A 24,622-nucleotide genomic window follows, 5' to 3' on the forward strand; every position below is an offset into this window, starting at 1 on the left:
GGCGCGTGACAGGCTAACCCTATGACCGCTCCCGTCTACTTCTACCGTACTGCACATCCCTTTTCTAACTTTCACCCCAGCATTTTTACGGCCGACGGCGTGACCTACCACACTGCCGAACAGTATTTGATGGCCCGTAAAGCCGAGTGTTTTGGTGACACAGAACGCCTCGCCGCGATTCTGGCCGCCCCCACGCCTGATGAATGCAAACGCCTGGGCCGTCTGGTTGCGCCCTACGACAACGCCGTGTGGGAGGCCAAACGTTTTGAAGTGGCGCTGGACATGCTGCGACTGAAATTCGGCCAGAATGCCAGGCTCCGCGCCGTCCTGCTCGAAACGGGCGACGCGCCGTTGGTAGAAGCCTCGCCCTCAGACCGCATCTGGGGCATCGGCTACCGCGAGGCCGACGCCGAAGCCAACCGCGCCCGCTGGGGCCAAAATCTGCTGGGGCTGGCGCTGGAGCAGGTGCGGTCAGAGTTCAGGGCACAACTCGGCTAAGAAAGGCTGCACCACGGCTCGCTGCCTCCTGTGCCACGGCGTAGTCCCGCTGCTCTGGCCCAGAATCTTGAGGCCACTGCGCCAGAGCGACGGCACGTGCATAAGTAGTGAGTGCCGCCCGCCCCCGCGCTTCCGGCGAGTCGGTTCCCAGTCCGGCCAGACAAGAGAAAGACTCATGCCAAACAGGATCAGGCCAAGCATCACGGGCCAGTGTCAGCCAGCGGTTTTCGGTGGGAATCAGGGTTCCGGTACTCAGTAAAGCGGCTTGCCCCAGCGCAAAGGTCAGGCCTAGCGCGGCGTAAGCGACTTTGCCCGCGTCGCCCGCATTCAGGCCGCCCATGATCTTGTGGAGTTCTTCGGCACTCCCAGCGATTCGCCTGGCCGCTTGCCTGTGGGCTTCAGGGGCAAGCGTGGCCCACTCTAATGCCCGTGCTTTGGCTTGCAGCACGGCAAATACCCCTGCCGGATCGTGTAGCGGCAGACCCGTCTGTAGCGCCACCAGGTTCCAGAGGGCGGTGTCGGGGTCGGTCAGAGCGCGTTCGCGGTGGCTGAGTTCGCTGCGGTCTACGCTCAGCAGCAGGCCTTCATGGTAGGTGGTATGGCCGCTCACCGATGAGCCGTCAACCACCAGCAATTGCACGTCCAGATCACTGAATTCATTGGCATCGCCCCGCGCAAAGCTTCCGGTCAGGAACACGGCTTGCACGCCTTCTTCGGCGGCCCAGTGCTGGGTCAGTTCGGGCAGCCAAGCTGGAAGCTGGGAAAGAGCGGTCATGCCCGTTAGTGTGGCGTGTAGCACGGGGCGAAAGCATCGGCAGAATGACTGAGCAGGGCAAAAAGCCGCGCCCCAGTCGGGTTGACTTGGGGCGCGGTAAACAGCAGAGAATCAAATTCAAAAAATTGGAGTCCATGGCCCAGAGTTCTTGGCTCATAGCCCAAACACCTCAGCTTCCCGGCTTGAAATCCTTGTACTGCTCGCGCATTTCGCGTTTCAGGAATTTGCCGGTGGCTCCAATCGGAATGCTTTCGGCGGTGATGGTCGCGTCGGGCAGCCAGAACTTGGCAAACTTGGGCGAAATGAACGCGATGATTTCTTCGTGGCTGACGCTTTGGCCGGGGCGCGGCACCACGACGGCCAGCGGGCGTTCATCCCATTTGGGGTCTTCCATAGCAATCACGGCGCACTGGGCCACGGCGGGGTGGGCCATGATCGCGTTTTCCAGATCCACGGAGCTGATCCACTCGCCGCCCGACTTGATCAGGTCTTTGGAGCGGTCTTGAATGTGCATATAGCCGCGTGCATCCAGCGTGGCGATGTCGCCTGTGTCGAACCACAGATTGCCGTCCAGCTCGAAGAAATTGCTCTGGCCCTCGCCCTTGAAATAGCTGTTGGCGATCCACGGCCCACGCGCGATCAGGCGGCCCATCGTTTTGCCGTCGTGGGGCAAGCGCTCGCCTTCTTCCGAGAGCAGATCGAGCCAGACCAGCGGCACGGCGCGGCCCTGCTTGGCCCGCAGAGCAAAACCTTCATCGCTGGCGGGATCTACTCCGACAGGAACGCCGCTGGCGGTGCCCAGTGGGTGCGTTTCGGTCATGCCCCACGCGTGCAGCATGGTCAGGCCATGATTGTTCCAGAAGGCCCGCAGCAGGCTTTCGGGCGCGGCGCTGCCCCCCACGATCAGGCGCTCTAGGGCGTGCAGGTCGTAGGATTCGCCCTCGGCTTTGGCCCGGTCAAGCTCGGCCAGCAGGCCCATCCAGATGGTCGGCACGCCCGCCGTGATGGTCACGCCCTCATTCTGAAGCAGTCCGGCCAGTGTGCGTCCATCGCTGAACACGCCCCCAAACACCTGTTTCGCGCCGTACATGGCGCAGGTGTAGGGCAGGCCCCAGGCATTCACGTGGAACATGGGCACAATCGGCATCACGGTATCGGCCTCGCCCACGTTCAGGCCGTCTTTGGGGGCGCTGACCAGCGAGTGCAGCACCGTAGAGCGGTGGGTGTACAGCACGCCTTTGGGGTTTCCGGTGGTGCCGCTGGTGTAGCACATGGCTGCCGCGTCGGTTTCAGCGATCTGCGGATACTGGGCCAGAGGCTCGTGGGCCATCACGAAGGCGTCATAGTCGGCCACACCGGGCAGCGGAATAGGCGCAGGCGTCGGCCCCAGCACCAGAATATGCTCCAGCTTGGGGCAGGCGGCTTTAATCGCCGGAATCATGGCCCCAAACACGTTTTCGATGAGCAGCACGCGGTCTTCGGCGTGGTTCAGAATCCACGCGATCTGCTTCGGGTGCAGGCGAATATTCACGGTATGCAGCACGAGTCCCGCGCTGGGCACGCCCAGATACGCCTCCAGGTGCCGGAAGGAATTGACCGCCAGCGTGGCCACCCGGTCTCCCGGTTGCAGGCCAAGGCCCAGCAAACCCGCGCCCAGACGCAAGGCCCGGTCGGCCACCGCGCCGTAGGTGGTGCTATGGCGGTGAGGAATCGGTTGTCCAGCTTCGTCGCGCCCTGCCACCAGCAAACTCACGACTTCGCGGGAGGCGTAGGTGGTACGTGCCCGCTCCAGAATAAAGGGGACGGTGAGCGGTACATCCATCATGTTGCCTTGCATGGGTGGCCTCCGGGGAAGGTGGCTGCTGTGTGGGCACAGATCAGCGAGAGAAGTTGAGAACAGGGAAAAGCAGCGACAGGGAAAACAAAGGCGACGGTTCGCCCTGTGTCTGCCCCAAAGGGGAAAGCCTATGTGTGTGGGTATTCTAGCGGGAAACGAGGAAGTTGAACCGAGTCTAGAGTGGTGTAGCTTCATACGGCGGCCCAAATCCGCAACACATGCAGGAACACCCACGCGGAGCCATTCCCTCTGCCCCTAGTGCCGAGCTTGCTCTGAAGATTCCTCCACTACATGCTGAGGCGGCTTGGCCTGTGCCCCGCCCCTCAGCGGACGCGGGCCGACACCCACCAGCACGCCCGTGCCGTCGCCTTCATCTTCCCTTTGCTGGCCGCCAGAAGGACGCCTGAACACTGCTTTGACACGCTGCCAGATGGAGTGGAGGGCCATGCTTCATCTTACGGGGCACTGGCCCGGTGTGGTGCAGAAAACGGGGGCCGCTGGGTCAATTGGCTGGGTGATTTTGGAGTCCAGATTCTCTGTCCACCAAGCCCTTCCCTACTCCCATTCCTCGGCCTCGGCGGGCGCGTTGTGCTTCAGGCCCATCAGGTACAGTTCCAGAATCTGCACGGCGGCGGCCTCGTCTTCATCGGCTGCGCCGAGCGCCCGCGCCCGCTGGGTGGTAAAGCGTTCATCCTGATAGGCCACCGTATAGCCCTGCTCCTGCAAAATGCGTCCAAAGGCCCGCACCCGGTCTAACGCGGCATTGTGGCCCCCATCGGCGTCCAGCGGCAGCCCCAGCAGCAGCAGCCCCGCCCCTGATTCCTTTGCACGCAGGCGCACGGCTTTCAGATCCAGCGGCAGGCGTTTGCGGTCTATGCTGCCGCGCCCGAAGGCTAGCCCCCCGGCACTGACCGCAAAGCCGATGCGCCGCTTGCTGACGTCGAGTGCGAGAACGGTGGGAAGGGCGGTGGGGGTCATGGGGGGAGGATAGGTGAAAAATGGTAAGTGGGTATTGGTGAGTAGGAAAAGATTGGGCGGGCATCACGCTTGTTGACTGTGAGGTTTGCGAACAACCCCAGAGATCCAGTTCACATCTCCACGATCCAAAGGTCTACGATCCACTACCCTGTACCCCATGACCCAACCCGAATCCCCGGTGATTCTCAGCCAGACCCGTGCGGGCGTGCGTACCCTGACCCTCAACCGCCCTGACAAACTGAATGCGGCCAACGACGCGCTGTTGTTGACGCTGACGGCGGAATTGCAGGCCGCCGACGCCGACAATGCCGTGCGTGTGGTGGTCATCACGGGCGCGGGCCGGGGCTTTTGCGCGGGACAGGATCTGGGCGACGTGTCGGGGCGCGACATGACCTTCACCGAGCACCTGAATCACACTTACAACCCCCTGATTCGCACCATTCGCGGGCTGAGCAAACCCGTAATTACGGCAGTGAACGGCGTGGCAGCGGGCGCGGGCGCAAGCTTGGCTTTGGCAGGCGATATTCGGCTGTGGGCGCAGTCGGCCAGCCTGATCGAGGTGTTTTCCAACATTGCGCTGGTGCCCGACAGCGGCAGCACGTGGTTTTTGCCCCGACTCGTGGGCTACCACCGCGCCTTCGCGCTGATGGCCTTGGCTGACCGGGTGCGGGCCGACGACGCGCTGAAGTACGGCCTGTGCGAAGAAGTCTTGCCCGACGAAGGCTTTGCAGACGCGGTGCAGGCCTACGCCGAACGCCTCGCCTCGCGCCCCGCCAACGCTCTGAAGCTGACCAAGCAGGCGCTGAACGCGGCCCAAACCAGCACGCTGGATCAGGCGCTGGATCTGGAGGCCGAACTGCAACAACTGGCCGGAGACCACTGGGAGCATCAGGAAGGCGTGACCGCGTTCAAGGCCAAGCGTGCGCCGGAGTTTGTGCGGTCAGAAACAGAATGAAGGTGGCTGTATGAAAGTAGCCGTGGCCGATGTCGGCACCAATTCCAGCCATCTGCTGATTGCCGAGGCCCACGCCGGAGCCAACCAGCAGGGCGATTTCCGGGTGCTGGACGCCCTGAAAGACCGCACCAAATTGGGCGAATGCCTGGACGCCGCCGGAAACATGACGCCGGAAGGGGAAAACCGCCTGGCTTCGGCGCTGACCCGCTTTAAGGAACTGGCCGCCGCAGCAGGAGTCAGCGAGTTGCGCGTGTATGCCACGAGTGCCCTGCGCGAGGCTCCCAATGGCCCCGAAGTGGCGGCGCGAAGCCAGGCCCGCACGGGGGTTTATCCGGCGGTCATCAGCGGCGAGCGGGAAGGCGAACTGACGTATCTGGGCGTGGCCCATAGCGTGGAACTGGGGCCAGACAACGTGCTGCTGGATTTGGGCGGCGGCAGCCTGGAATTTGCGCGGGGTCGCCCCGATCAGGCCGCCGACATCCTGAGCTTGCCCCTCGGCAGCATCCGAATGACGCGGGCGCATCTGCACCATGAGGCGCGTGGCAACCGGACTGGGGTGAAGGCCGTACAGGACGCTGTCAGGCACGCACTGGCCCCCCACGCCGCCCGTTTCCGAATGGGCCCCGGCACCCGCGTAATTCTGTCGAGTGGCACGGCAGAAGCCGCCGCTGCTGTCCTGTCGGGCCGTGAAGGCAGCATCAACGGGGTGCGCTTTTCGGTGGCCGATCTGGCCGGACTGCTGGAGCGGGTGCGCCGGATGTCGCCCGCCGCACGCGCCAAATTGCCGGGCCTGGGCAACCGTGCCGATACCATCGTGGCGGGATTGGCCGTGCTGCACGCTGCGCTGGAGATGCTGGGAGCCACACAGGTCACCGTCAGCGAGGGAGCCTTGCGGGAAGGCATGTTGATCGAGGAACTCTCGCGCTTCCAGAGTTTTTCTTCCGGCCTCAGCGCCCGCCAACGCAGCGTGCTGGCGACTGCCGAACGCTTTGGCGCAAATCTGGGCCACTCGCAACAGGTGGCCGCCTTATCGCGGGCTTTGATGGACGGCCTGATCGCGGCGGGCGTGCCCTTTCCCGAAGAGGCCCGCAGCCTGCTGACCGCCGCCGCTGCCCTGCACGAAACCGGGCAAATCGTGGCCCAGAGCAGTCACCACAAACACAGCGCCTACCTGATCCGGCACGCCGAGTTGCGCGGGTTTGGCCCGCACGACATAGAACGGATCGCGCAGGTGGCCCGCTACCACCGCAAAAGCCTGCCCAAGCCGTCGCACGCCGACTTTATGGCCCTGCCCACCGTAGACCGCGCCCTCGTGTCGCGCCTGTCGGCGATTTTGCGTGTTGCAGACGGCCTAGACCGCTCGCACGCGGGCCAGACCCAGATTCACAGCCTGACTCGCAGCGGGCAGGGCTGGACGGTGCAGATCAGCGGAGCCACGCCGCTAGACCTTGCAGGCGCACGCGACAAGGCCGACCTGTGGACGCGGGAATTTGGGGGGCTGGAGTTCAAGATCACGCCAGCCGAGAAAGCCTGATACGGAAAGCCACAACCAAAAACAACCCCCAAACAGCGGGAGTTGTCGTCAATCTGAATGAAATCTAGTCAGGCTTACGCCGTCGTTTGCGGCATCGGCTCTGGGCTTCCGCCCATCTTGGCTACGGCGGCGCGTACCACGTCACCCGTAATCAGTTCCTGACTTAGCAGGGCTTCCACGACTTCGTGCATGGCGGGCGTGTAGTCGCTGACCAGTTGGCGGGCGCGTTCGTAGGCGCGGTTCAGGATGCGCTTCACGTCCTCGTCTACGAGTTGGCTGGTGTGCTCGCTGAAGGCCTTGGGACGGCCCATGTCTTCACCGAGGAACACGGGGCCGCTTTCGGTGGAGAGCGCCATGTTCTTGAAGTTCTCGCCCATGCCCCACTCCAGCACCATCTTGCGGGCGATGTTGGTGGCCTTGCGGAAATCGTCGGCGGCTCCGCTGGTCACGTTGCCCATGAAGACTTCTTCGGCGGCGCGGCCACCCAGGGCGACGACCAGTTGGTTTTCCAGGCGCTCCTTGCTCATCAACACCTGCTCTTCGGGCAGGTAGAACGCGGCACCCAGCGCACGCCCACGCGGAATAATGCTGACTTTCTGGAGCCTGTCGGAACCGGGGATCACGGCGGAGGTAACGGCGTGTCCGGCCTCGTGGTAGGCAATCGCCTTGCGCTCTTCGGGGCTGACGCTCAGCGAGCCGTTTTCCAGGCCCAGCGTGATCTTGTCGAGCGCCCGGTAAAAATCACTCATGTCGATCTGGGTCTTGCTCAGGCGGGCCGCTTCCAGCGCGGCTTCGTTGGTCACGTTCTTCAGGTCTGCGCCGCTGAAGTAGGGCGTGCTCTTGGCGATTTCTGGCACGTCTACGCCGGGAGCCATCGGCTTGTTGCGCAGGTGCACCTTCAAAATAGCTTCGCGCTCTTTCAGGGTCGGCAGGTCGATCGTCACCTGACGGTCAAAGCGTCCGGGGCGCAGCAGAGCCGAGTCCAGCACGTCGGGGCGGTTGGTCGCGCCCAGCACGATCACGTTGCTGGTCTTGTCGAAGCCGTCCATTTCCGAGAGGATCTGGTTCAGCGTCTGCTCGCGCTCATCGTGCCCGCCGCCGATGCCTGCACCACGCTTGCGGCCAATCGAGTCGATTTCGTCGATGAACATGATGGCGGGCGCACTCTTGCGGGCGTCCTCGAACAGCGTGCGAACACGGCTGGCTCCTACACCCACGAACATTTCCATGAATTCGGAGGCGCTGACGCTGAAGAACGGCACATCGGCTTCTCCGGCCACAGCGCGGGCCAGCAGCGTTTTACCGGTTCCGGGAGGGCCGACCAGCAGCACGCCCTTGGGGATTTCTGCGCCGATCTGGTGGTACTTGCCGGGATTCTTGAGGAAGTCCACGACTTCGATCAGTTCACGCTTGGCTTCCTCGTGTCCGGCCACGTCGGTAAACTTGGTCTGCACACGGTTTTCTTTGCCGTACTTCTTGGCCTTGCTCTGGCCGAACTGCATGACGCCGCTCTGGCCGCCCTGCGCCCGCATAAAGAAGAAATACATCATGCCGAACAGCAGCAAAATAGGCAGCAGGCTAAGAATAATGTTCAGCCACTGGCTGGGAGCCTCGAAGCGGTAATCGACGTTCTGGGCTTCGAGTTGGCCGATCAGACCACTATCGGGCGTGGCGAGGCTGCCGGGCAAGCGCACGGTAAAGCCGGGAACTTCACGGGGTTGAGGGCCTTGCGGCGTATTGACATTGACCTGAGAGGGGGCGTCTAGGGTAACGGTGCCGATACTTTCCCGAACCACCAGCGTTTTGATCACGCCTTTGTCGAGCAGATTTTTGAACTCGTTATAATTGACCGTAGCACGCCCGCCGAGAGGTGCCTGAGAAAACATCAGGAACAGCGCCAGCACGAACAGAACGATCAGCCATGGATTCAACCGCTTCAAGAGAAATCCTCCAGAATTAGAGAGGGCGGGGAGGGAAAAACTGCGGGTGAAGCCGATGGATGCTCCATGAAGTTGAGTGTACCAGACTCAAGATGTGTGGGTGTAGGCGGTGTCACACGTTGGCTTGAGCAAGTGCTAAGGGGCGAGGTGATTTAGCCGGAATGTCACGCGTAGATCGTGGAATGCGGAAGCAGCTTAGGTGAGCGCCATAGTTTTCGGGTTCCGTCATCTGGCACCAACGCTAAAGAGTCAGCTTGCCTCTCCACCACTGAGCCTCTTTTGCGCTCGCCGCTCCTCACTGGCCCCTTACCACTGACCCGTTCTTCCTTCCGCGCTAAACTGCTGGGTAATGATTGAGGTCGCCACCACCTGGCAGCAGGCTTGCACGGCTCTCGCAGGGGGCGATTACGACACGGCATTCAACGTGCTGGACAGCGCCATGCGGGAAGCTGGAAAACTCGAACGGGCGCGGATCGCCCTGTATGTCGCCAGTGTCCATGCGCTGTACGGAGATACTTCGACCAATGAGGTGGCTCTGGCGCTGCGCGAAGCCCGCCTGCTGGACGCCGCCCTCCAGACCGACCCGCTGTATCTGGCACTGATGGCCGAACTGGACGCCCGATTGCGTGAGGGCGAGGCCACGCCGCCCCCGGCTGGCGTGCGCGAGGCCGCCGACCCGTTGGCCCGTTTTCATGCCATGTGCGCCCTGGCCCTGGCCGAGAAGCCGCAGGAGGCGCTGGACATACACCTGCCCAGCACCGAACTGCCGGAGCATCTGCGCTGGCGGTTGCGCTCCTGGCAGGCCGACAGTCAGGAGCAACTGGGCCACACCACCGATGCCATTCACCTGTACGGCGAGGCCGCGCACCTGACGAGCGGTCTGAACCGCGCAATTATGTTGCAGGAGCAGGCCGCGCTGATGCTGACGGTGGGCCAGACGGCAGAAGCCACCATCGCCCTAGATCAGGCCCGCGCCCTGTACACCGGGCAGGAACCCGACGAGGGGCTGAATCTGGCGACGTGGTACTACCTGCGGGCGCAGGCCATGCTGAACCAGGAGCAGCCCGACGCCGCGCACGAGGCCATTCAGGAAGCCGCCCGGCTGGAGCGCGAACACGGCGACCCCAGCTACGGCGTGGCGCTGGTGCGCGGCCAGATTCTGACCCATCTGGGCTTGCAGGAACAGGCCATCGCTGCTTTCGAGGAAGCCCTGAAACTGGCGACAGAAGCCGACAGGCCGTATGCCAACCACGAACTCGGCGTGGCCCTGCTGGATCTAGACCGACCGGTAGACGCCCGCGAGCGCCTGGAAGCCGTGCTGCAAGACCCGGAATACCCTTACCTACCCGAAGTGCTGGCAGATATGGCCGAATGCGATTACCGCCTGGGCCGCCTGCAAGAAGCGCAGCAGACCGCAGAACAGGCCTTGGCGCAGGGCGCAGTGGTTCCGGCCAGTCTGGTGCTGGGCAGCGTGGCGCTGGATTATTACCACCTCGACGACGCCTTGGAACACTACGAGCGTGTGGTGCGGGAGGCCGCCCCTGATAGCCGCGATTGGGTCACGGGGCACCAGATGGCCGCCGACGTAATGGCCCAGCAGGGCTTCCTGAATCCGGCGGCAGCCTATGCCCACGCCCAGCAGGCCCTGGCGCACACGCCCGAAAGCGACGACTGGCACGTCACCCTGCGCGACCACCTGCGAAAAGCCGAGGCCCTCATGGGCAGTGGCGGACGCACCCTGAACTGAACAGAGTGGGCCGCCGCCTGTGTGACATCAGAATTAGTGGCAAGCGGTTTAGTTCAAAAATATTTATTCCTTTGAGTGAAGAATGTAAGGTGGAAGTCAGGGAACATAGTGTGAACTGCACCTATGCGTCTTCCCCTCACGGTTGCCCGCCACCCCGGTTGCTCTGAAAGCCGACCTCGCCGGAAGCCCGCCGAGCGGTTTGCACCGCTGCTGGCCGCTGCCTTGTTGCTGGCGTCCTGCGGGGGGCCGACTGCGCCCGCTGTGCCGGGTGGACAGGGCGGAAGTACCCACACCGCGCCCGCCGTAGCCAGCCTCAAAGTGAGTGCAGATCAAGCGTTGGCACTGATTGGCAGCGCAGATGCACAGACTTTGCTGCGGGTGTCTTCGGCAGGAACAGTGACGGTCACGGTAGACCGCGCCCCCGCCGGACTGACCGTGACGGCGGAATCTGCCCGGCCAGACGGCGCAGACACACTGATCCCGCTGCGAGTACAGGGACGGCCTAGCACCACAGGAACCCAAAGCATCACCGTTACCGTGACCTCTGCGGGCAAAAGCGCCACGCTGACGCTGCCCGTGCTGACCTTCGCGGTACATCCGATTGTGGTGGGTGCGGGCAGTCCATACGAGGCCAGCGGCATGAAATTCGAGGCGGGCGGAACCGTGTTGCTGCGTGCTCCAGTCAGCGCAAACGAGGAGAGCCGTCATCATCTGCTGCGCTTCGATCCGGACCAGAACAGCTTTACTTTGCTGGGCTTTGGCCTGGGCGGTTTTGAAACGATTACCAGCCATGCCGTTGCCCCGGATGGACGCGTGTGGGTCACGGTTCGGAGTGCACTGAGTGACGGCAGCGTGCTGATTTCGCGGGACAGTGCGGGCCAGATCAAACGGCATGCTGTGGGGGCCACCGCCGACACCATCAACGGTGCCACGCCCACCGCAGACCGGGTGTGGTTTACCCAGTACACCCGTGACCGCGTGGCCGCCCTGAATCCGGCCAGCGGCGAGGTCACGTCCTATGCCGTAGAAGAGAACGCCGAAGACTTGACTTTGGGCGCGAATGGGCACCTGTACTACACCCGCTTTTATGCCGACCCCGCCATCATCGGGCTTGATCCGGCCACCGGCAAGACCACCGCGTACAGGGTGGGCATTCCCGGCAAAAGCCTGCCCGACGCCCTGACCGCCGCCCCCGACGGCACGCTGTGGTTTATAGAAGTCCGCACGGGCACGGTGTGGAACCTGAACCCAGCTACAGGCCAGCAAAGTCAGTTGGCCCTGCCCGCTGGCGCACGCCCAACTGAACTGGCGGTGGCCCCAGACGGCACGCTATGGGTGGGCGACTCCACACAGGCCCGCCTCTACCGCGCCCAGAGCGGCGGCACCAGCACACTGACCGTACCCGTGCTGACCCAGAACGGCAAAGCGGCTGGCCCACACGCCCTAGCAGCAGGCCCGGACAGACGCGTGTGGTATGAGGCGGCGGGGCAATTGGTGAGGCTGGATTAGGCGGGACAAAGAGTGCAGAAGTACTCATCACATTCCAGACAACAAAAAGCGCCCCCAGTCCAAATTGGATGGGGGCACTTGCTCTGAGGCCGGGTTTACAGGGCGAGAATGGCGCTGTAGTTGCCGCTGAGGCCGTTGGGGAAGAAGCTGAAGGTTTCGTTCTTGGCGTCAGCGTTGAGCTGCACGATGTTCGCCACCTGACGGGGCGTGCGGCTATAAGCGATACCGTTCACATCGGTCGGCACGATGTTAGCCGCCGTGGTGGACACGAAGTCGGGGTTGCCCACGCCGCCCACGATGCCCTGATCGCGGTCGTCGGCGCCGTCCACACTGTCGCGGAGGTTGCTGATCGCCTGCACGATCTGGGCGACGGTCAGGCCAGCGGTGAGCGTGGCGTCGCTGACCGCCCTCTGCTGGTACAAAAGGGTGCGGATCGTGCCGGCGTGGTAGGCCTCGACGGCCAGGATGCCAGCGGCATTCTCCAGGTTGCCGGCAGGCTTGTCGTCAACCAGCAGACGGGCAGCGCCCTTGTAGGCGGTCACGCCCACGTCCTCGAAGACGAACGCCCCGTGCAGGAAGTACAGCGGGTTAGCGTAGGGGTTGAATCCCTTGAGCTTGCCGCCACTGGCCAGATCGGCGGCAGTGCTGAACGAGGTGGAGAGGTTGAGCTGGGGCTGCGAGACAGCAGCAGCGCCCAGGACAGCGCGGATAACCTTGACGTGCGCCAGTTCGTCCTGGGCAATTTCCTGGACGATAGCAAGGGTGTCGCCCGTCAGCCCAGGCATGACCGTGTTGCCGGTCATTCCGGCGGGCAGGGTGACCTTGCTTGCGTCGCCGCCTGCCGTAGTCAGCTCACTCAAGCGGCCCACGGCAGCGAGGTAGAACGCCGCTTCCAGGTACTCAAGGTTCAGCGCGAAGTTGAAGATGGTGGCGTCGAGGTTGGCCTTGACGGGGGGGGCGGCGATCACGGGGGCGCATCCGGCGATCAGTGCGCCTGCTCCCATCAGGCCAGCGGCTCCGAGGAATTGACGGCGGCTGTTGGCGGGCTTAGTGGTGTCGTTGCTCATGGTGAATCCTCCGGGCACAGAAAAATGAATGGGGGCAAGGGCGGGGCAGCAGGCGCAGGCAGCCAAAGGACGGGGCAACCCGCAAACAGCAGCGGTCTCGATCTGGTGAAGCGTCCCTTTGACTTGCTTGTATGCCGATGCACGGAGATTGGATCACTGGCCCAGAGTGTATTAACAGGGCATGAAGTTGTAGATAAATTCACTCCTTGGAAGTTCGACGAAGACTTTCTGTGTTGGATGACTTAGAGACGAAGCGCAATCGCTTGAGGTTGGCCTTTGGGGGAATGAAAAAGGGAAGCAAGGCTAGTGCCCCGCTTCCCCTCTGATCCGAATTGTCTTGATTAGGTTGTTGCCTGTTGAACCTTACTTGACGAGGCCCAGTTTCCGTACTTCGTCGCGTTCCTCAGTCAGTTCCTGCGCGGTAGCGTCCATTTTGCCCCGGCTGAACTCGCTGACTTCCAGGCCCTGCACGATTTCGTACTGGCCGTTCTTGCAGGTCACGGGGAAGCCGTAGATCAGGCCTTCGGGAATGCCGTAGCTGCCGTCGCTGGGAATGCCCATGCTGACCCACTGGCCTTCCGCCGTGCCCAGCGCCCAATCGCGCATATGGTCGATGGCGGCGCTGGCCGCACTGGCCGCGCTGCTCAGGCCGCGTGCTTCGATGATGGCCGCGCCGCGCTTGGCAACGGTAGAAATGTAGCTGTTCTCATACCAGTCGCGCTCTACCAGATCGAGGGCGGGCTGGCCGTCCACGGTGGCCGCGCTCAGGTCGGGATACTGGGTGCTGGAGTGATTGCCCCAGATGGTCAGGTTCTGGATGCTGCTCACGGGCTTGCCGGTCTGCTGGGCCAATTGCGAGATGGCGCGGTTGTGATCGAGGCGCACCATCGCCGTGAACTGTCCGGGGTTCAGGTCGGGGGCATTTTGCTGGGCGATCAGGGCGTTGGTGTTGGCGGGGTTGCCCACCACCAGCACCTTCACATCCCGGCTGGCGACGGCGTTCAGCGCCTCGCCTTGAGGTTTGAAGATGCCGCCGTTGGCGCTCAGCAGGTCGCCGCGTTCCATGCCAGCTTTGCGGGGCATCGCGCCCACCAGCAGGGCGTAGTCGATGTCTTTGAAGGCCACCATCGGATCGTCGCTGGTCACGATATCGGCCAGCAGCGGGAAGGCGCAGTCGCGGAGTTCCATCACGACGCCGTTGAGGGCTTTCAGGGCGGGTGTGATTTCCAGCAGGTGCAGAATAACGGGCTGGTCTTTGCCCAGCATGTCGCCGGAAGCGATGCGGAACAGCAGGCTGTAGCCGATCTGTCCGGCTGCGCCAGTCACGGCAACGCGAATGGGTGGTTTGGTAGTCATGGGTAAATCCTCCTGAAAGATTGAAGTCTGACCAACAATAACGCGGCGGGTGTCGGTTGTGGGCCAGAGGGTGTGGGTTGTCAGAAAAACTCAAGGTCAAGCTGCTCTCCCACATCCCGCGTCGCGCCGCCCGCTAGGGCAAGGGCCAGCGCACCGTGCCCTGCGTATCCGTGCGCCACACCTTTGCCCCACCGCCTCAATTCGGGCCAGCACCGCCGGATGAGGATGGCCGTAGGTGTTACGCCCCACGCTGATCAGCACGTCTTTGGGGCGGGTTTGGGCCAGTACCGCCTCTCCGCTGGAAAAGCGGCTGCCGTGGTGCGCGGCCTTCAGCAAGTCCAGTTTGCCCGCTCCGATCAGGGCTTCGGCGGGGTCAGCCAGGTCACCCAAAAGAGCGGTGCGCCAACCCTGAGACTCCAGCGTGACCGCCACAGAATTGTCGTTGTCCTCGGTACTCCAGACCTTACCCACCGGCCACAGCACGTTCAGGGTCAGACCCGACACTTTCAGTTGGTCGCCGCGCCGGACTTCGCGTACCGGCACGCGGCGTTCGCGGGCAGTCAGCAGCACCGTCGTCAGCATGGGGTCATCGGTTTTGAGGTGGCCCACCCACAGTTCCCCCACAGGCAGGCCGCGCAGCACGCCGGAAATGCCCTCGATGTGGTCGGTGTCGGCGTGAGTGGCGATGACCAGATCCAGCTTCCGCACGCCCAGCGCACGCAACGCCGGGACCACCGTGCGCTCTCCCACGTCGTAGTCGGAATTGACGCTGCCGCCTGAATCCACCAACGCCGTGAATCCAGGCAGACGAATCAGGGTGGAATCCCCTTGGCAGACCCAAAAACACGAGTTCGCGGGGTGGATTCAGGCGCGGCGGCAACGCGGTGAGCACCATGCAGGCCAGCACCGTGCCCAGTGCGGTAGGCGCACGGATTCGGCCCCTCAGCCACAGCGCGCCCGCCCCTGCCGCCAGTGCGTAAGCCACGTATCTGGCGGCGCTGACCGTGCCCCAACTCAGCACCGGGGCGCGGCCAAAGGTTTCAGCAATCAGGAGCAGCATGTTGGCAAAAATAGACACCAGCCAGTTGACAAGAAACGCGGCTGGGCCGAGCAATCCCGCCAGAAAACCCAGCGGCACCAGCACCACCATGACCGCCACTGCCAGCAGGTTGGCAGGCAGGCCCACCAGCGGAATTTGCCCAAAGGTACTGGCAATGATGGGGAGCGTACCCAGTTCGGCCAGCACGGTAGCGACAAGTGCCAGCCGTACCCATCTGGGCCATTTGGGAGGCAACAATTCAGCCACTTTGCCCGACAGCAGCAGGGCCAGCACCGCCAGGAACGACAACTGAAAGCCCACATCCAGCAGCCACATGGGAAAAGGCAGCAGGCAGGCCAGCGCCGCGAATGCCGTGATGCCCAGCCCGTCGGGTTTGCCGCGCCCCACCGCAGCCCGATCATGACCGCGAAGCCCATGATGACGGCCCGCGTGATGCTAGGCGAAAACCCCACCAACTGCACCAGATACGGCACCAGCAACAGCGCGGGGCAAGGTAGCGCCACAGGTTCGGCACACCCGCCCGCGTGAGGAGCCAGATCAACACGCCCGTAATCAGGGCGACATTCTGGCCCGATAAAGCCATCAGGTGCGCCAGCCCAGCGCGGTTAAAGGCGTCTCGGACACCGTAGCCTTCCGCAAACTTCTCCTGCCCGATGTCGTTGCGGTCTCCGAGTTCTATGGCCTGCATCAGCGCCGCTTCGCGTTGGCCGAGGCCCGTGATCAGGCCGCGCCGGAACCACCCGCGCAGACCGTTTTCGGGGGTGCTGGAGCGCACGCGGGCCGCCACCAGAATGGCCGTCGGCGTGGGCAAAAACAGCCCGCCCTGCGAGCGCAGCCACGCCGCCTGATCGAATCCGCCGGGAATGCGCCGCCCATCGGGACGCACCAGTCGCCCGCTGAGCGTGACGCGGCCTGTGGGAATGCCGGGTTTGGGGGCCACCGCCAGCCGCGCACGGGGGTCGTGCAGGGTCAGGAATTGGCCGTCCCAGTCGTCGGTCAGCGTGACATGTGCGCCGATCCAGGGGGTCATGGGGTCGGGTTGGGCCGCCTGCAAGCGCACCGAGCCGAAGCCTGCCACGCCGCCCAGCAACGCTCCCGCCAGCAACAGTGGGCGAGCATCTGACCATGCCAAGAGCAACCCAGCCAACACCGCCCCAGCCGATGCCCAGCCCCAGCAGAATGCCGCCCATCACACCCAGCACGGCAGGAACCGTCCACGCCAAGCGCCCACCGTTGGGGGCAGTGGGAAATTTGGGCACAGCACGGGGTTGAGGACGCCGGGGAGCAAAAACTCCTTTCTCGGCATGGCGTCCGGTCACCACCTCGTGCGGTTGAAGGGGAACAGCCATCAGCGCTCAGCTACCAGAGAGCCCGTCAACCCAGCACCCGTCAAAACGAGACCAGCGGCGTGAGGGCTTTCAAGGTGCTTTCGCCTACGCCTTTTATGGCGTCCAGATCAGCAATAGAGCGCAGTGGGCGGGCCGCAATGATCAGGGCGGCCATGCTCGGCCCCACTTTGGGCAGGGCTTCCAGTTGCTCGGAGGAGGCGGTGTTCAGATTCAGGCGGCCCGAAATCAGGGGCTGCACGCTGGCGGTGCGGGGATAAACCGGTGGCTCGGCACTCGGCGCGGCAGCAACCAGAGGCAGAACCTGGCGCGTGATGGTGGGCACTCGCGGCGATGGAAACAGCGCTGGCCCCAGCGTCAGCCCGCCGAGGAGCAGCACACCCGCTGCCAACGCCAGGGCCCATTTCCGTTCCGAATCTGCCGCTTGCCACAGGGTGCCTATCCAGCTATTCACAGGAGCAATCTACCGTAAGCAACCGGGTGGTCACACCGCTTGCCCCGGCGGGCCGCTACACTCCGGCCATGCGTTTTCCCGCCGTGTGCCCCCATTGCCAGCGTGAAGTGCAGGTGGAATTTACCGACAGCGCCGTGCATGACGTGACCTGCCCGCACTGCGCCAACCGCTTTTGCGTGTTCGTTCGCAAGCAGAAGTTTGAAGTGCTGTTTGATCTGGGCACCCGCGCCCTGATGGACGGCTACGCCCGTGAAGCGGTGGCCAGCTTTGCCGCCGCACTGGAACGCTTTTTTGAATTCTATGTGCGCTCGTTTGCCCTGGAACGCGCTGCGCTGCAGGGCCAGACCGACTTTGACGGCGCGGCGGGCATTCTGGAATCCACCTGGCGGCATGTGTCTAGCCAGTCCGAGCGGCAGGTGGGCATGATGGCGCTGGCCTACCTGCTGCGTGAGGGCCGCGAACCGGACTTCCTGACCACCAAAGCCCTCGGCGCAGACTTCCGCAACCGGGTAATTCATAGGGGGTATTTGCCCCGCCGCGAGGAAGTGGACACCTACGCCGCCCGCGTGTTTGCGCTGATAGACCGCTTGTTGGGCGAGCTGGGCACAGGCGCAGCCCACGCCGAACTTGCACAGGAACGCCTCTTTGCCGCCCACCTTGCAGGCCTACCCGATGGCACCACCGCCATTTTTGAAGAGCATCCCGGCATGTTCCGCGCCCGCCGCTTTGCCGGAGCTGGAGGAGAAAAACTGGGCGTCAAGAATCTGCCCGGACAGTCTGCACGGGCCTCAGCCCCTACCCCATCAAGTTCAGCGCAGTCCAGTCCAGTCAAGGCCGCCGCGCCCATGAACGACGCGCAGGCGTTTCAGAAGGCGTTGAAGGAACGGGGGCCGCTGCTGAAGGGGCTGCGGAAGTAGAAGACTCGTTCGGCTCTTGAAGTACAGGGCCAAACGAGTCTTTCTCTCCAATTCTATTTTTCATCCGATCTGAAAGCGTTTACCTATACCGTGCGATGTCCCGCAGATGGGCCTGATAATCCGCGTTCACGTAAATCTTGCCGTCCAGTCCGTGCAAAAAGTACACGGCGTCGCGGCCATCGGGGAGCTTGCGGTTGGGGCTGAGGACAGACAGCAGCGCGGCCTGACCGGGGTTGTTGATCGGGCCAGCAGGCAACCCCTGGCGCGTGTAGGTGCTGTAGGGCGTGTCTTTGGTAAAGTCTCCGGCGCTGCGGTCTAGTTCGGGCAGGTCTTTGCCGAGGCCGTATGCGACGGTCGGGTCGCTGCCCAGCGCAATGCCGTCGCGGAGGCGGTTCAGGAACACTCCGGCGATGATGGGCATTTCGGCGTTGTTGGCGGCTTCGGCCTGCACCATGCTGCCCAGAATGACCCAGTCGCGCACACTGAGGCCCAGCGCTTTGGCTTTGGCGACGTTGGCGGGCGTAAATTCGTCGTTCATGCGGGCCACCAGCATTTGCACGATCTTGCGAGGCGTCTCTTTGGGCCGCAGTTCGTAGGTGGCCGGAAACACAAAGCCCTCCAGATTGGTGTTGGCGTAGGGACTCAGCGCCGCGTTGTTCAGTTCGGCCCGAATCGCCGCAGCGTCAAAGCCTGCTTTGGCAAAAATGGCCGGCAAGTCCTTGATACGCCGCCCTTCGGGAATGGTGACATTGACGGTGGGAATGCGGGCGGGGCCAGCCAATTTGTCGGCCACTTGCTGCACAGTCAGGGTGCCGTTCAGGTCATAAAAACCTTCTTTCAGGCTGCCCGCCGTGCCGTCCTGACGCATCACGAAGCGCAGGGCTTCGGCGTTTTTGATGATGCCTTTGTCTTGCAGGGTGCGGGCAATGCGCGGCAGGCTGTCGCCGGGTTTGACTTCCAGCGTGTAGGCCGCGCCGCCCGCAGGCGCGAGCAGGCTGCGGAGGTACAGGAACGCGCCCCCCGCCGCCAGGAGCAGCAGCAGCACGGCGGCCAGCAGCAGCCACACCCACACGGGCGTTTTTCGCTTGCCGAGGCGGGTCATGGCGTCACCGCCGCAGGAGCTGCAGACACAGCCACCGGAGCGAGAATGCCCACCGAGGCCAGCCGCGCCCTGAGTTCGGCGTCGGCGGGCGGCCTCGCCCCAAAGCGCGACACCACCCAGCCGCCCACCTGCGCCCCAAGTTCGGCGGCCCGCACCGCGTCACCGTGTGCCAGCCATCCGGCCAGGAATGCGCCGCCAAAGCTGTCGCCCGCGCCGGTGGCGTCCAGCAGATGATCGCGGGTGGCGGCCACGCGGGTTCGGGGCTGGGTGGGGCCGTCCAGCAGCGCGCCTTCTTCATCCAATTTCACCACCACCAGCGCATTCGGGTAGCGGTGTCTGAGCCAAGCTATCGCCCGTTCGGGGTCGCTCTCGTGGCTCATGGCGCGGGCCTCGTCGTCGTTGGGGAAAATGATGTCGAAGGGAATGTTGTCCACGATTTCCAGAAAGTTCTCGCGGCCCATCTGCTGAATCATCTGAAAGCTGCCGGGGTCGAGGCTCAGCGTGGCTCCGGCGGCTTTTGCCAATCGCGCCGCCTCTAAAGCCGCTGCACGCGGCGGATCGCGGAACAGGCTCCAGGCGGTCAGGTGCAGGTGACCCGCCCCGGTCAGCACATCGCGGGGCAGTTCTTCCGGCAACAGTTCCCAGTCTGCCCCCTGCCCGGTCAGCATGGCCCGCTGGCCGCGCTGGTCGATCAGGGCCAAAATAACGCCGGTGCGGTGGTGGCTGCTGAGGGTCAGTTCGGCCTGCACACCCTCGGCTTCAAGGTCGGCGGTCGCCAGTTCTCCAAACCGGTCGCGGCCAATTTTGCCCACGAACGTGCTGGGATATCCGGCCCGCCGAGCCCACACTGCCACATTCGCCGCGCTGCCGCCGCCGAGCAGTTCCATGCGGCCCGTGGTGTCGCCGCCCGGCTGCAAGATGGTGTCGGGTTTGGCCAGCACATCCCAAGCGAGGTCGCCCAGGGAAACGAGGGGGCCGCGCCCAGTGGCAAGCAGACCGGGCGCAGAGGAGGAAGAAGAGTGCGTCATGAATGCGGGAAGCATACCGTGTAGAAGCCGTGATGCTGCGTTCTGAGCCTTCATCGGTGAGTCAGTACAGAGGGCGCCGCCCCGCAAAAAACTGACCCACTGTGCCATTCTGACGCCATGTGGCGCGTGTGGTGTTGGATTGTGGCGGGAGTGGCCTGTGCTGGGGTGACCTTGGGCGGCTGGAGCTTGGATGGCTGGGCCGGGGCCGAAGCCGCGCACGCTGCGGGCGACGCCGCCCACACTGGCCCGCCCGCTTTCCTACTGCAACTGACCCTCCTGCTGGGCGTATCGGCGCTGGCGGCCTACCTGTCGTTCCGCCTCGGCCTGATTCCCATCATCGGGTTTTTGGTGGCGGGCGTGCTGGCCGGGCCGGGGGCGCTGGGCCTGATTCGGGATCAGGAATTGATCGCGGCGGCATCCGAAGTGGGCGTGATGCTGCTGCTGTTTACCATCGGCATAGAATTCAGCCTGGAGCGGCTGCAACGCATTTCCCGCCTGATTTTTTTGGGCGGCGGCCTGCAAGTGGGCCTCACGGTGGCCGCTGTGACCGGGGCGCTGGCGGCCTTTGGCGTGGGCTGGCAAAGCGCCGTGTTTACGGGCTGCCTGATCGCCCTGTCCAGCACCGCCATCGTGATGCGGGTGCTGGCCGAGCGGGGGCAAACGGGCGCACGCACCGGGCAGGTGGCGCTGGGCATCCTAATTTTTCAGGATCTGGCGGTGGTACTGATGGTGTTGCTGGTGCCCATGCTGGCCGGACAGGGCGGCGGCGTGGCAGGCGTAGCGCTGGCCCTCGCCAAAGCGGCGGGCATCATCGTGTTTGTGCTGGTGGCCGCCCGACGACTGGTGCCGCCGATCATGGAAGTGGTGGCCCGCACCTGTAGCAATGAAATTTTTTTGCTGACAGTGGTGGCGCTGTGCTTTGGCACGGCCAGCCTCACGGCGGCGGCTGGGGTGAGCCTTGCGTTGGGGGCATTCTTGGCGGGCCTGTTGGTCAGCGAAAGCCGGTACGGTATGCAGGCATTGGGCGAAATCTTGCCGCTGCAAATCCTGTTCAGCGCGGCGTTTTTCCTGTCGGTGGGACTGCAACTGGATTTGGGGTTCCTGATTCGCAACCTCCCTACCGTGTTGGGCGTGGTGCTGCTGATGGCTGTGCTGAAGGCGTTGGTGACCGGAGCCAGCGTGCGGCTGCTGGGCGAACGCGCGGCCATTGCCCTTCCGGTGGCGCTGCTGACCGCGCAGGTCGGAGAATTTTCCTTCGTGCTGGCGGGCACTGGGCAGGCGTTGGGCCTCAGCTTTGCCGGACTGGGCGAGCGCGGCACCCAGATTTTTATTGCCGCCACCGTCCTGCTGATGGGCCTGACCCCAGCGGTGGCGGCATTGGCGGGGCCACTGGCAACCGCAGGAGCCAGATGGCCGGGGGGCAAAAAACGTGAAGCTGTGGCGGCTCACACTGCCGCCCCACCCGCCGAAGCCGAGGCCCATTCCGCGCTCCCTGTGGCCGGACGGGTCGTGTTTGCCGGATACGGGCCGCATGCCCGCTTGGCCGCCCGCGCCCTCAGCCGCGCTGGATTGCCGTATTCGGTCATTACCCGTAGCCCGGACGGAGCCAGCGAACTGACCGGGCGCGGCGCTCCGGTACTGATTGCCGACTATACCCGCGCTGGCCTGCTGCGGGAACTGAATCTGGCGTCGGCCCGCGCACTGGTCATTGCCGACGACGACCCCGAAATGACCGAACGCGCCGTGAGTGTGGCCCGCACGGTGGCCCCCGATCTGGACATTTTGACGCACGCCGACACGCCTGCCGCCCTGATGCAGTTGCAGGCATTGGGCGCACGCCATGTGCTGACCCCGCGCCGCGAGATTGCCGCCGGGCTGCTGGATCTGCTGACCTCCGAACACCTGACGCGGGCCGAGATTGCCCGCCATCTGGCAGACCGTCCCGCCGTGTCTCTGAGCGCCGAGCAGCAGGCGCAGTGCGACCACGCCCACGCCAACGCTGGCCCCATCACGCCCGAAGCCGATGCCTGTTTAGAGTGCATCGCCAGCGGAGATACTTGGGTGCATTTACGAACCTGCATGACCTGCGGGCACGTGGGCTGTTGCGATTCCAGCAAAAACAAACACGCCACGCGCCACGCCCGCACCCAAGATCACCCGGTGATCAGGAGTGCCGAACCGGGCGAAACATGGGCCTACTGTTTTGAACACGGCTGGACGAAATAGCGTGACTGCTTAGCGTGCCTGTGGGGCTGCGTTCTCCGTAGGCATGGTCTGGAGCGCCCGGAATGCCAAGAGTGTGGCCGCCACGTCCAGCAGGCCTATCACCCCATAAACCAACTGGCTGGTGAGGTTGGGCGTAGAGCTGAATCCGGCGGTGGGCACGACATTGACCACAGTCATGGCGACGCCGAGGGCCGCCGACAGGTTCAGCCAGCCCAGCAGCCGTTCGCGTCCGACTGGATCGGCGGGGTTGGTCGCCAACCGAGCGAGGCTGCCGTACATGGCATTACTGGCAAAAATGGCCGCGCCCCACACGGTCAGCAGTGCAGTCAGGGCCACCGGATTGGCCTCCGAAGATGAGGTGTTGACGACGCTCAGCACGGTCAGAAACCACAGCGACAACCGGAGCGCCGTGAGCCAAGGAAAGGTAGCCCGCAGCGCCCGGAGTTGCCCTGCCCCCGGCGCATCTGGCCCCGGCAAGGGTTCAGTCGAAATGGCCTGCCCCAGCGTCACGCGGGCAAAGGTAGCTGTCCACCACCACATGACCAGTGCAGCCAAAAAAGAATCGAAGGCGCTGAGCCAGACCAGTTCATCCAGTCCACCCGCCGCGTTGCCGCGCCACAGCACATACGCCACCAGCCCGAACAGAGAGGCGACCTGCACCCACAGCGCCGCCAGCGCCAGCGAACGCCATCGGGGAGCATCGGCGTTTGGCACGGCTTTGGGAGTGGGAGCCTTCATTTCGTCAGCCATGATTGGAGGGTGGAGTGTGAGTTGTGAGAATTGAAAGCTGGTGAATCCTCTTGGTGCTCATTCCGCCAGCTTTTTCAGCAGTTGGTCGCGCACGACTTCGGGTTTGGCCTGCCCGCCCATCGCCTTCATGACGGGGCCGAACAGGGCGTTGGCAGCTTTGGCGTTTCCGGCGCGAAACTGTTCCACGGCTTTGGGATTGGCAGTCATGGCGGCGTCGATGGCGGCGTCGATGGCTCCGGTGTCGGTGACCACCATCAGCCCGCGCTCCTGCACCAGCGTCTCAGGGCTTTGGCCCGCCATCACGTCGGGCAGCAGGTCTTTGGCAATTTTGCCGCTGATGGTTCCGGCGTCGATCAGGCGCACGAGGGCGGCCAGATGCGCGGGCTGAAGTGCCGTGTCCCGGATGCCCCGCTCACTGGCGGCGAGGAATCCGGTCACCTCGGTCAGCAGCCAGTTGGAGAGGCGCTGTGCGTCTGGCGCTGGGGCATCTGGTGCGGGAACTTCGGCCAACGCTTCGTCATAAAAACGGCTGAGGTTCACGTCCAAGCTCAGGGTGTCGGCGTCGGCCTCGCGCACGCCCGCTGCCACATACCGCGCCCGCTTCTGCGCGGGCAGTTCGGGCATCCGCGCCCGCACACGTTCGATCCATTCCGGCGTGATGTCCAGCGGGGGCAGATCGGGTTCGGGGAAGTAGCGGTAATCGGCCTCGCCCTCCTTGGTTCTCATCAGGAAGGTTTTCTGGCCACCCTCATCCCAGCCCAGCGTGTCCTGCGTAATGCTGCCGCCGCCGTCCAGCACGCGGGCCTGACGCGCCGCCTCGTAATCTATGGCGCGGGCCACGCTGCGAAACGAGTTCAGGTTCTTCACCTCAACCTTGGTGCCCCAGGGCGTTCCCAGCTTGTGCACGCTGATGTTCACGTCGCAGCGCATCTTGCCCTCTTCCGGCGTGGCGTCCGAAACGCCGAGGGCCTGCGCGATGGCCTGCACCGCTTCCAGGAAGGCGCGGGCCTGCTCCGGCCCGGTGATGTCGGCCTCCGTGACCATTTCTATGAGGGCCGAGCCAGCGCGGTTCAGATCCAGCAGGCTGTAGGGCGCGTAGGTGGGGTGCATCAGCTTGCCCGCATCGTCCTCCAGGTGGGCGCGGGTAATCCGCACACGCCCGCCTTCTACGTCCAGATAGCCGTCCCGCGCAATCGGGCGGTCATATTGCGACAACTGAAAATTCTTGGGCGAATCCGGATAAAAGTAGTTTTTGCGGTGAAACTGAGTAAAGCCCGACACGTCGCAGTTCATGCCGAGGCCGAACATCATGCCCAGTTCCACGGCCTCGCGGTTGAGGGTCGGCAGCGCACCGGGCAGGCCCAGCACCATCGGGTCGGTGAATTCGTTCGGCCCCGCGCCGTGGTAGTCGGCAGGACACGCCGTAAAGATCTTGGTGCGCGTCCGCAACTGCAAATGCACCTCTAACCCGATCACTGTTTGGTAGCCCGACCCCTGAGAACTCGACTGCTGAGACATATGAGCCGCAGGATAGCGCGGGGCT

21 protein-coding genes and 1 pseudogene are annotated in these 24,622 nt (G+C 63.9%); 7 read left to right on the top strand and 15 right to left on the bottom strand.

The annotated features are described in order from the left end of the window. The first annotated feature begins 21 nt into the window (after positions 1-21). Complete coding sequence (locus tag M1R55_RS04230) at positions 22-498, top strand: NADAR family protein (protein ID WP_249393480.1); 477 nt, start codon at positions 22-24, stop codon at positions 496-498. On the opposite strand, the gene M1R55_RS04235 is transcribed toward M1R55_RS04230, so the two are convergent. The 4 genes from M1R55_RS04235 to ruvX all read right to left on the bottom strand — a co-directional run bounded on the left by M1R55_RS04235 (position 479) and on the right by ruvX (position 4,088). Further along, complete coding sequence (locus M1R55_RS04235) at positions 479-1,273, bottom strand: nucleotidyltransferase domain-containing protein (RefSeq protein WP_249393481.1); 795 nt, start codon at positions 1,271-1,273, stop codon at positions 479-481. The two genes, M1R55_RS04230 and M1R55_RS04235, sit on opposite strands and share 20 nt — an antisense overlap. Before the next feature lie 169 nt (positions 1,274-1,442). Further along, complete coding sequence (locus tag M1R55_RS04240; RefSeq protein WP_249393482.1) at positions 1,443-3,110, bottom strand: long-chain fatty acid--CoA ligase; 1,668 nt, start codon at positions 3,108-3,110, stop codon at positions 1,443-1,445. A gap of 255 nt (positions 3,111-3,365) precedes the next feature. Further along, positions 3,366-3,557 carry a hypothetical protein gene (locus M1R55_RS04245; RefSeq protein WP_249393483.1) on the bottom strand — a complete coding sequence of 64 codons (192 nt, stop codon included), beginning with the start codon at positions 3,555-3,557 and terminating at the stop codon, positions 3,366-3,368. Positions 3,558-3,665: 108 nt separating this feature from the next. Next, positions 3,666-4,088, bottom strand: coding sequence for a Holliday junction resolvase RuvX (gene ruvX, locus M1R55_RS04250; RefSeq protein ID WP_249393484.1), 423 nt, complete (start codon positions 4,086-4,088; stop codon positions 3,666-3,668). A 157-nt stretch (positions 4,089-4,245) separates the two neighbouring features. On the opposite strand from ruvX, the gene M1R55_RS04255 reads away from it, so the two are divergent. Beyond that, positions 4,246-5,043, top strand: a complete 798-nt coding sequence (locus tag M1R55_RS04255) for an enoyl-CoA hydratase-related protein (RefSeq protein WP_249393485.1) — start codon at positions 4,246-4,248, stop codon at positions 5,041-5,043. 10 nt (positions 5,044-5,053) lie between these two features. Further along, positions 5,054-6,577, top strand: coding sequence for a Ppx/GppA phosphatase family protein (locus tag M1R55_RS04260; protein WP_249393486.1), 1,524 nt, complete (start codon positions 5,054-5,056; stop codon positions 6,575-6,577). Positions 6,578-6,651: 74 nt separating this feature from the next. On the opposite strand, the gene ftsH is transcribed toward M1R55_RS04260, so the two are convergent. Further along, entirely contained in the window at positions 6,652-8,517 is a 1,866-nt protein-coding gene (gene ftsH, locus M1R55_RS04265; protein WP_249393487.1) for an ATP-dependent zinc metalloprotease FtsH, read from the bottom strand. Positions 8,518-8,866: 349 nt separating this feature from the next. Between ftsH and M1R55_RS04270 the strand changes: the two genes are divergently transcribed. After that, the gene (locus M1R55_RS04270; protein ID WP_249393488.1) at positions 8,867-10,264 is read left to right on the top strand and encodes a hypothetical protein; all 1,398 of its coding nucleotides are present in this window, start codon (positions 8,867-8,869) and stop codon (positions 10,262-10,264) included. Positions 10,265-10,387: 123 nt separating this feature from the next. After that, the gene (locus M1R55_RS04275) at positions 10,388-11,773 is read left to right on the top strand and encodes a hypothetical protein (protein WP_249393489.1); all 1,386 of its coding nucleotides are present in this window, start codon (positions 10,388-10,390) and stop codon (positions 11,771-11,773) included. Between the two features lie 95 nt (positions 11,774-11,868). Here the strand turns inward: M1R55_RS04275 and M1R55_RS04280 are convergent, their stop codons facing one another. The 6 genes and pseudogenes from M1R55_RS04280 to M1R55_RS04300 form a co-directional block, all read right to left on the bottom strand. Then, positions 11,869-12,840, bottom strand: a complete 972-nt coding sequence (locus tag M1R55_RS04280; RefSeq protein ID WP_249393490.1) for a ferritin-like domain-containing protein — start codon at positions 12,838-12,840, stop codon at positions 11,869-11,871. 363 nt (positions 12,841-13,203) lie between these two features. After that, entirely contained in the window at positions 13,204-14,196 is a 993-nt protein-coding gene (locus tag M1R55_RS04285) for a malate dehydrogenase (protein WP_249393491.1), read from the bottom strand. A gap of 96 nt (positions 14,197-14,292) precedes the next feature. Beyond that, positions 14,293-14,982 (bottom strand): ComEC/Rec2 family competence protein, encoded by a 690-nt coding sequence (locus tag M1R55_RS04290; RefSeq protein WP_249393492.1) that lies wholly within the window; start codon positions 14,980-14,982, stop codon positions 14,293-14,295. Between the two features lie 214 nt (positions 14,983-15,196). Then, positions 15,197-15,643 (bottom strand): annotated as a pseudogene (locus tag M1R55_RS04295) (ComEC/Rec2 family competence protein); the annotation flags it as partial. A gap of 10 nt (positions 15,644-15,653) precedes the next feature. Further along, positions 15,654-16,406 carry a ComEC/Rec2 family competence protein gene (locus M1R55_RS31730; protein ID WP_256566010.1) on the bottom strand — a complete coding sequence of 251 codons (753 nt, stop codon included), beginning with the start codon at positions 16,404-16,406 and terminating at the stop codon, positions 15,654-15,656. Between the two features lie 239 nt (positions 16,407-16,645). Continuing rightward, entirely contained in the window at positions 16,646-17,056 is a 411-nt protein-coding gene (locus M1R55_RS04300) for a helix-hairpin-helix domain-containing protein (RefSeq protein WP_249393493.1), read from the bottom strand. 68 nt (positions 17,057-17,124) lie between these two features. On the opposite strand from M1R55_RS04300, the gene M1R55_RS04305 reads away from it, so the two are divergent. Beyond that, entirely contained in the window at positions 17,125-17,973 is an 849-nt protein-coding gene (locus M1R55_RS04305) for a hypothetical protein (protein WP_249393494.1), read from the top strand. A gap of 79 nt (positions 17,974-18,052) precedes the next feature. Here M1R55_RS04305 and mltG read toward each other — a convergent pair whose 3' ends face one another. Next, entirely contained in the window at positions 18,053-19,075 is a 1,023-nt protein-coding gene (gene mltG, locus M1R55_RS04310; RefSeq protein WP_249393495.1) for an endolytic transglycosylase MltG, read from the bottom strand. Beyond that, on the bottom strand, positions 19,072-20,103 hold the full coding sequence (locus tag M1R55_RS04315) for a carbohydrate kinase family protein (RefSeq protein WP_249393496.1): 1,032 nt from the start codon (positions 20,101-20,103) through the stop codon (positions 19,072-19,074). The genes mltG and M1R55_RS04315 overlap by 4 nt, the downstream gene beginning before the upstream one ends. A gap of 117 nt (positions 20,104-20,220) precedes the next feature. On the opposite strand from M1R55_RS04315, the gene M1R55_RS04320 reads away from it, so the two are divergent. After that, positions 20,221-22,329: a cation:proton antiporter gene (locus tag M1R55_RS04320; protein ID WP_249393497.1), complete on the top strand. Its 2,109-nt coding sequence runs from the start codon at positions 20,221-20,223 to the stop codon at positions 22,327-22,329. 9 nt (positions 22,330-22,338) lie between these two features. On the opposite strand, the gene M1R55_RS04325 is transcribed toward M1R55_RS04320, so the two are convergent. Together M1R55_RS04325 and gatB are read right to left on the bottom strand one after the other, a co-directional pair. Next, entirely contained in the window at positions 22,339-23,079 is a 741-nt protein-coding gene (locus tag M1R55_RS04325) for a hypothetical protein (protein ID WP_249393498.1), read from the bottom strand. Between the two features lie 57 nt (positions 23,080-23,136). Continuing rightward, the gene (gene gatB, locus M1R55_RS04330) at positions 23,137-24,597 is read right to left on the bottom strand and encodes an Asp-tRNA(Asn)/Glu-tRNA(Gln) amidotransferase subunit GatB (RefSeq protein ID WP_249393499.1); all 1,461 of its coding nucleotides are present in this window, start codon (positions 24,595-24,597) and stop codon (positions 23,137-23,139) included. Positions 24,598-24,622: the final 25 nt, after the last annotated feature.

Origin of the sequence: Deinococcus sp. QL22, assembly GCF_023370075.1 — a bacterium.
Lineage (GTDB): Bacteria > Deinococcota > Deinococci > Deinococcales > Deinococcaceae > Deinococcus.

Coding starts and splice junctions, on each gene's coding strand:
- M1R55_RS04230 (WP_249393480.1), top strand. CDS start 22: ATGACCGCTCCCGTCTACTTCTACCGTACTGCACATCCCTTTTCTAAC.
- M1R55_RS04235 (WP_249393481.1), bottom strand. CDS start 1,273: ATGACCGCTCTTTCCCAGCTTCCAGCTTGGCTGCCCGAACTGACCCAG.
- M1R55_RS04240 (WP_249393482.1), bottom strand. CDS start 3,110: ATGCAAGGCAACATGATGGATGTACCGCTCACCGTCCCCTTTATTCTG.
- M1R55_RS04245 (WP_249393483.1), bottom strand. CDS start 3,557: ATGGCCCTCCACTCCATCTGGCAGCGTGTCAAAGCAGTGTTCAGGCGT.
- ruvX (WP_249393484.1), bottom strand. CDS start 4,088: ATGACCCCCACCGCCCTTCCCACCGTTCTCGCACTCGACGTCAGCAAG.
- M1R55_RS04255 (WP_249393485.1), top strand. CDS start 4,246: ATGACCCAACCCGAATCCCCGGTGATTCTCAGCCAGACCCGTGCGGGC.
- M1R55_RS04260 (WP_249393486.1), top strand. CDS start 5,054: ATGAAAGTAGCCGTGGCCGATGTCGGCACCAATTCCAGCCATCTGCTG.
- M1R55_RS04270 (WP_249393488.1), top strand. CDS start 8,867: ATGATTGAGGTCGCCACCACCTGGCAGCAGGCTTGCACGGCTCTCGCA.
- M1R55_RS04275 (WP_249393489.1), top strand. CDS start 10,388: ATGCGTCTTCCCCTCACGGTTGCCCGCCACCCCGGTTGCTCTGAAAGC.
- M1R55_RS04280 (WP_249393490.1), bottom strand. CDS start 12,840: ATGAGCAACGACACCACTAAGCCCGCCAACAGCCGCCGTCAATTCCTC.
- M1R55_RS04285 (WP_249393491.1), bottom strand. CDS start 14,196: ATGACTACCAAACCACCCATTCGCGTTGCCGTGACTGGCGCAGCCGGA.
- M1R55_RS04305 (WP_249393494.1), top strand. CDS start 17,125: ATGCGTTTTCCCGCCGTGTGCCCCCATTGCCAGCGTGAAGTGCAGGTG.
- mltG (WP_249393495.1), bottom strand. CDS start 19,075: ATGACCCGCCTCGGCAAGCGAAAAACGCCCGTGTGGGTGTGGCTGCTG.
- M1R55_RS04315 (WP_249393496.1), bottom strand. CDS start 20,103: ATGACGCACTCTTCTTCCTCCTCTGCGCCCGGTCTGCTTGCCACTGGG.
- M1R55_RS04320 (WP_249393497.1), top strand. CDS start 20,221: ATGTGGCGCGTGTGGTGTTGGATTGTGGCGGGAGTGGCCTGTGCTGGG.
- M1R55_RS04325 (WP_249393498.1), bottom strand. CDS start 23,079: ATGGCTGACGAAATGAAGGCTCCCACTCCCAAAGCCGTGCCAAACGCC.
- gatB (WP_249393499.1), bottom strand. CDS start 24,597: ATGTCTCAGCAGTCGAGTTCTCAGGGGTCGGGCTACCAAACAGTGATC.